General features: G+C 54.4%; 8 protein-coding genes. All 8 read left to right on the forward strand.

Going from position 1 to position 5,678, the window contains the following annotated elements:
* Positions 1-372: 372 nt before the first annotated feature.
* Positions 373-567 carry a hypothetical protein gene (locus tag QZ305_RS11475; protein WP_294732117.1) on the forward strand — a complete coding sequence of 65 codons (195 nt, stop codon included), beginning with the start codon at positions 373-375 and terminating at the stop codon, positions 565-567.
* 241 nt (positions 568-808) lie between these two features.
* Positions 809-1,297 carry an RNA polymerase sigma factor gene (locus tag QZ305_RS11480; protein WP_294732119.1) on the forward strand — a complete coding sequence of 163 codons (489 nt, stop codon included), beginning with the start codon at positions 809-811 and terminating at the stop codon, positions 1,295-1,297.
* Complete coding sequence (locus tag QZ305_RS11485) at positions 1,290-1,910, forward strand: hypothetical protein (RefSeq protein WP_294732120.1); 621 nt, start codon at positions 1,290-1,292, stop codon at positions 1,908-1,910. Before QZ305_RS11480 ends, QZ305_RS11485 begins: the two co-directional genes overlap by 8 nt.
* A gap of 282 nt (positions 1,911-2,192) precedes the next feature.
* The gene (locus tag QZ305_RS11490; protein ID WP_294732121.1) at positions 2,193-3,134 is read left to right on the forward strand and encodes a DUF5688 family protein; all 942 of its coding nucleotides are present in this window, start codon (positions 2,193-2,195) and stop codon (positions 3,132-3,134) included.
* A gap of 126 nt (positions 3,135-3,260) precedes the next feature.
* On the forward strand, positions 3,261-4,796 hold the full coding sequence (locus QZ305_RS11495) for a glycerophosphodiester phosphodiesterase family protein (protein ID WP_294732123.1): 1,536 nt from the start codon (positions 3,261-3,263) through the stop codon (positions 4,794-4,796).
* Between the two features lie 116 nt (positions 4,797-4,912).
* Positions 4,913-5,158: an RNA polymerase sigma factor gene (locus QZ305_RS11500; protein WP_294732125.1), complete on the forward strand. Its 246-nt coding sequence runs from the start codon at positions 4,913-4,915 to the stop codon at positions 5,156-5,158.
* Positions 5,155-5,376, forward strand: a complete 222-nt coding sequence (locus tag QZ305_RS11505; RefSeq protein WP_294732126.1) for a hypothetical protein — start codon at positions 5,155-5,157, stop codon at positions 5,374-5,376. The genes QZ305_RS11500 and QZ305_RS11505 overlap by 4 nt, the downstream gene beginning before the upstream one ends.
* Positions 5,361-5,597, forward strand: coding sequence for a hypothetical protein (locus QZ305_RS11510; RefSeq protein ID WP_294732128.1), 237 nt, complete (start codon positions 5,361-5,363; stop codon positions 5,595-5,597). The genes QZ305_RS11505 and QZ305_RS11510 overlap by 16 nt, the downstream gene beginning before the upstream one ends.
* The last annotated feature ends 81 nt before the right edge of the window (positions 5,598-5,678 follow it).

A 5,678-nucleotide genomic window follows, 5' to 3' on the forward strand; every position in this document is an offset into this window, starting at 1 on the left:
CAGCTTTGCGGAAGACAGGAAACAGGAAGAGATATCGTGTATGGTTTTCAGAGATCGACAGGACAGGCTTCCAGTGAAGTTTTAAGAAATTACCGGCATTCTATGGAATGCCGTTATTTTTTTTGATGTCAGATCCGACGTACGCGTCAAATCAGGGACATGCATCCGAAAAGAAGTAAGCGTCAAATCAAGGACATGTATCTGAAAAGAAAGACCTGGGATACGATATCCATTGCGGATGTCGTTTCCCAGGTCTTCGGCTTTTTTCGGCATATTTCCGGACAAACAGGACAGGCAGTGAATCATCCGTCTCAATCTGTGTTAATTTGTCTGTGAAAGGAACACCTGCCTGTCAGGCATTTGCACCAGATTATGAAAAACAGTATCCTCATGGCCCTGGCTTTGCTGCCTGTCCTGTTTCTGACTGGATGCACAGCAGCACCGGATCCCACAGGGATGTACCCGCTGGATGAATTCAATGAAGTATTCTCCGGAAACGATCACCCGGTGGAAACTGCTGCAGACATGTATCCCCTGGATGAATTCAACGACCACTTCAGCTCCTGACAACAGAAACAATCCGTGCCTGGTTCCGTGACTTCCCAGTGAAGCCGCGGATTTTTTCATGCCCCGGCAGCCTTTCAACCCTGGAGGTCACTGTCTGCTTTCCATCGGCAGAAAAGCGGAAATTTTCTTTTTCCAGTCACCATTTTTCCACTGCAATCGTGGTATAGGTGAAGGAACCTTCAAAACTGCTGTGATCTCTGACAAGGGGACACGGATCCAGATGACCGGGAGGAGTGGAATCATGAGACTGCCAGTGGAATATCTGGTACCGAAATATCAGGACAATTTGTATCAGGCGGCATTTGCGGTTTTGCAGAACTGTGCGGATGCCCAGGATGCGGTGCAGCTCGTGTTCATCAAATACCACCGGCTGGAGCAGGAATTTGAAAACGAAGACCATATCCGCAAGTGGCTGTTCCGTCTGGTGATCAATCAGGCCAGGGATATCCGGCGTTCGTTCTGGCGCAGGCACAGGGCATCGATCACGGAGGCTGTGGAAAATATAGCCGAGGAACTGGAGAGCGGTGAGGACAGAGCACTGTTCGAAGCTGTTTGCAGTCTTCCCGGGATGTACCGGATCACACTGCAGCTGTTTTATTACGAGGATTTCAGTGTGCGGGAGATTGCAGATCTGATGTCGGTGAGCGAGTCGGCGGTGAAAAAACGTCTGTCTCGGGGGCGGCAGATGCTGCGGGATGTACTGGAGAAGGAGGAATCGAGACATGTCTGAGGATCAGAGAAGAGTCCGTGAGGAACGGGATGCTTACAAACGGGTGTTTTCACAGATCCGGATTCCGGAACCGGTCAGTCTGGAAACGGTGAGAAAAGAAGAAAGAACAGGTGGATGGATGAAATTCTATACAAAACGCGCGGCAGCGGTGGCGGCGGCAATGGTGATCGTGGCTTCCACGGGTGTGGCGTATGCGGCGGATCTCGGTGGTTTGCGTACGACGGTGAATGTATGGCTGCGGGGAGAGAACAAAGAGATTGTGGCTGATCCCAATGGGGATGGCGGCTACACGTTCTATGAAGAGGGAAACGACGAACCTGTTGGCAGCGGGGGAGGTGTGTATATTGACGACAATGGTCAGGAACATGTACTGGGGCCCCAGGATGTGGCGAATACCATGGTGCCGGTGGTGGAAAAACGGGATGACGGTTCTTACTGGCTGAGCGAAGAGGAGAACTGCTGGGATGTCACAGAGTATGTCACGGTGGGAAAGGAAGTGCATTTCCACGGTAAATCGATGTACTACGATGTGCTGGTGGAAGAACACAGCCTGTCTGTGGAAAGCGGTCCGAAATCGAAGCCAGGCGTGGCGTATATTGAGCTGAATCAGTGACCCTGGGTCTGAATGACTGTCCGGAGAAGAAACCGGGCAGTTTTTTCTGCAATGTGGCGGGGAATGGGAGAAACGGAATTGCGGAGAAATGACACAGATGTGAAGCCTGATGACATAAATATGAAATTCACAGGTAATACACACAGGCTATATTCTGTAAAATGCGTAAATATCCCTTGTACTTCAGAGAATTGTTGCGTACAATGCGGTCAGTGTCAGAGAAGCTGACAGACAGAACGCGGACTGTGCCCGGGAAACAGATGCGTCAGTGGAGGAAATAAAATGGATCAGAAATATGAAGCATTGCACAAACGGGTTCAGGCTGTGCTGGTGCCGGCGCTGGACAGGGCTGGATATACCGTTGTGACGGATATCCAGACGGATGAAAGCAGAAAAACCGGAGATCCGACTGTCCGTCTAGTGATTCGGGATGAAAGTGCGGGTTTTATCATGCGGTTTGTGGTGGAAGATCTGTTGAATCTGCCGGAGGAAGAACTGGATAAACAGCTGATGGGGTTTGTGAAGATCTGGCTGACAGACAGCACAGCTTACCGGAATGCCTCTTTGAAGGATGGCCGGTTTCTGGACTTTGACAGAATGCGGGAGAACATTTTCATCCGTCTCCAGGATCCGGATCTGTGCCCGGACCTGATGGTCAGATGTCCTTTCAGACGGGTGATGGACGATGAAATGATTGCAGTGTACCGGATCGCCATGAATGACCAGAACAGCAGCAATCTGGTGTCTGTCACCGTGGATCACAAGCTGATGAAACGGTGGAATATCAGCGAGGAAGAGCTCTGGGCACAGGCGCTGAAAAATCTGAAAGGGGAAGAACCCCGTCTGCTGCTCTGCGATGCACTGATTGCGGACCGGAATCTGCACAATGAGCGGCTGAATCTGCTGCCGGGATGCAGAAGACTGCAGACGGGTACCATGTATGTTCTGATGTGCGGGGCTGGTGTCTGCAACGGTGCCAGGGAGGTGCTGAATCCGGCACTGATGGAGAAAATCGGGGTGATGATGGACGGAGACTACTACATTCTGCCTTCGTCCATCCATGAAGTGATGATCACTTCGGTCCGGGGCAGGCCTGAAGGCGTCCGGGATCTGAAGCGGAATCTCCGGGAGGTCAACGAAACCATGGTAAGTCCCCGGGATCTGCTGAGCTACAAAGTGTTCCGCTATGACCGCTGGAAGAAATGCATCCTTCGGGCGGACTGACCGGAGAAGCTGGCTGGGGGTATACGCAATGGTGACAGGTTGTGCCGGCAGTGATTTCACAATACCCCGCTGCAGATCCGGAACCTGAGATACAATAAACGGGACGTTTCTGAAAGGACTGATCCCATGTCAACCCGTTTTCACCTGTGGCTGAATGCCTTCACCTGTGAGATCTGCTGGCGGATGCTGTTCTGCTGCGTTCTGTGGCCCGCTGCCGGACACCTCCTCCATTCCCCTGTCTCCCTGCTGTGGCTTGTGCCGGTGGCAGCGCTGCTGGCTCTCTGGGAATTTTCCAGTCTGCTGCAGGTATTTGCCTGGGGGGTGGGACCGCTGCGGGCTGTACGGCAGGGGCTGCGGACAATGGGGTCTCTGTTTGCACAGGGTTCCTGGAAATGCCTGATCTGTCTGCTGTCACTGCTGCCGCTGCTGTTCGCCGGCACGCTGCCGGTGATGAATCTTGGCATGCAGTCCATGGTAACAGGCCAGGCGCTGCGGGGACTGACGGCGTTGTCCCTGCTGTATTTGCTTACGGCTGTGATTCTTGCCTGGCCGGGCCTGACCTTTCTGCCAGGCGCGCTTCAGTACTGGAAAACCGGAGAGCGCAGGGGAACCGGAAAGCTGAATCCCCTGGCTGCCTTTGTTCTGGCACTGGTTCTGGCGCTGTTCCAGGCAGCGGGGGCTTTCGGGCTGAAAACAGCCACCGATCTGCTGTACACCTCTTCCTGGCTTCCCCGCTCACTGGACTGGCTCACAGTGCCGGTGCTGCAGGTTCTCATCGGCTCGCTTCCGCCCCTGGCAGCCACAGGGATGCTGTGTGCCGGTACGCTGGGGCTGGCACACAGTATCCGAAAAAGCCACAGCAGTGTGTTTCTGGCCGCCCTCACCTCCGTTCTTGTGTGCCTCTGTGTTGTCTGGCCTGCTGTATCCCTGGCTGATCACAGAGCGCAGGTGCATCCCGTGACCGTGGCACACCGGGGCTATGCCCGGGATGCGACGGAAAACACAGTGGAAAGCTTTCAGGCGGCGGTCCAGGCGGGTGCCCGGGTGGCGGAGCTGGATGTCTATCAGAGCCGGGATGGTCAGCTGTATGTCAGCCATGACCAGAACCTGGTGCGGGTAACCGGCACCAGTCTGGATGTGGAACAGGCCTCTGCCGGGGAAATCAGCCGGCTGAAGACAGACAAAGGGCAGAGAATTCCCACACTCCAGGAAGTGCTGGACTATGCGAAGGAATCCGGTCTGCACCTGGTCATAGAAATCAAGTCCACCTCCCGGGCGGAAGAGACCGCCGCAAAAGCCGCCAGGGAGATCCGGGAAACGGGCATCAGCTCCCAGTGCGCCATAGCCGGGTTCCGGCACAGTGTGCTGGCAGCCGCCCGTCAGGTCGATCCCTCTCTGTCCACGGTGCTGCTTCTGAGTTTTGCCATCAGTGATGTCACATCTCTGGCAGACGTGGATATTTATTCCGTGCAGGCTGATGCCATTACGCCGGAGATGATCCGGCAGGTGCACCAGGCGGGCAAACGGATCTATGCCTGGACTGTGAATGACCGGCACCGGATGGATGTGCTGCTGGCCATGGGCGTGGACGGGATCACAACCGATGATGCCCCGGCTTCCGTGGCAGCCATTGCGGCGTATGAAAAGAGAATGCAGGCGTAAGAAAGGCTGCAGAGCCGGAAAATCATGTTTTTTCCTGGTTTCTGCAACCTTTTCTGCTTTTCCATCGTTGTTTAGGTGAAGGGACCTTCAGAAACGAAACGATTATGAAACTGCCTGTGGAACGATTGATACCGGAATATCAGGACCGTCTGTACAAGACGGCATTTGCGCAGCTGCAGGATCCGGCAGACAGTCAGGATGCGGATCAGCTGACATTCATCAAATATCACCAGAGTGCCCTGGATTTTCAGGATCCTGAGCACATCCGCAGATGGCTGTTCTGCACGGTGCTGAATCAGGCCAGGGACCTCCACCGGGCTTTCTGGCGGCGGTCCAGAGCTGAATTTGATGATGCGGCGTGAGGTGCGAGGACCAGGAACGGAAGCTGTATTGCGAAACATTCGACTGCGTGCACATCCCCCAGGGAATCGATCCCCAGTCGGTCAGGCAGGAATCAAGGAAAGGAATGAACATGAACTGGATACAGAAACACGCGGCTGTGCTGTCGGCAGCAGCCATCCTTGCGACCAGTACCGGAGCGGCCTACGCGGCGGATCTGGGGGTGTGCGGACCACGGTAACGCTGTGGCTGAACGGGCAGCAGACGGAAGCGCAGATCGGGCAGCTTGACGACGACACCTGGAAGATCACGGAAGGCGGAGAGGATGCAAAAGAATACTCTGTCACCGCCGGCGGTGCCTACACCATGAAAGACGGCGATGCCGGATATCAGCTGGATGGTCAGTCCGTGGTGGATGCCTTGTCCGAAGGGGCTGCCAGCAGCTACCAAAATTATATGTAAACGCTTGCGAATGCCTGATATAATTTATCTTGATAGACTACCAAGCTCAGTTAATGGCTTATCACACATAAATAGCGCCAG

The sequence above is a fragment of the uncultured Faecalibaculum sp. genome (assembly GCF_910588395.1).
In the GTDB taxonomy this organism is placed as follows: Bacteria; Bacillota_I; Bacilli_A; order Erysipelotrichales; family Erysipelotrichaceae; genus Faecalibaculum.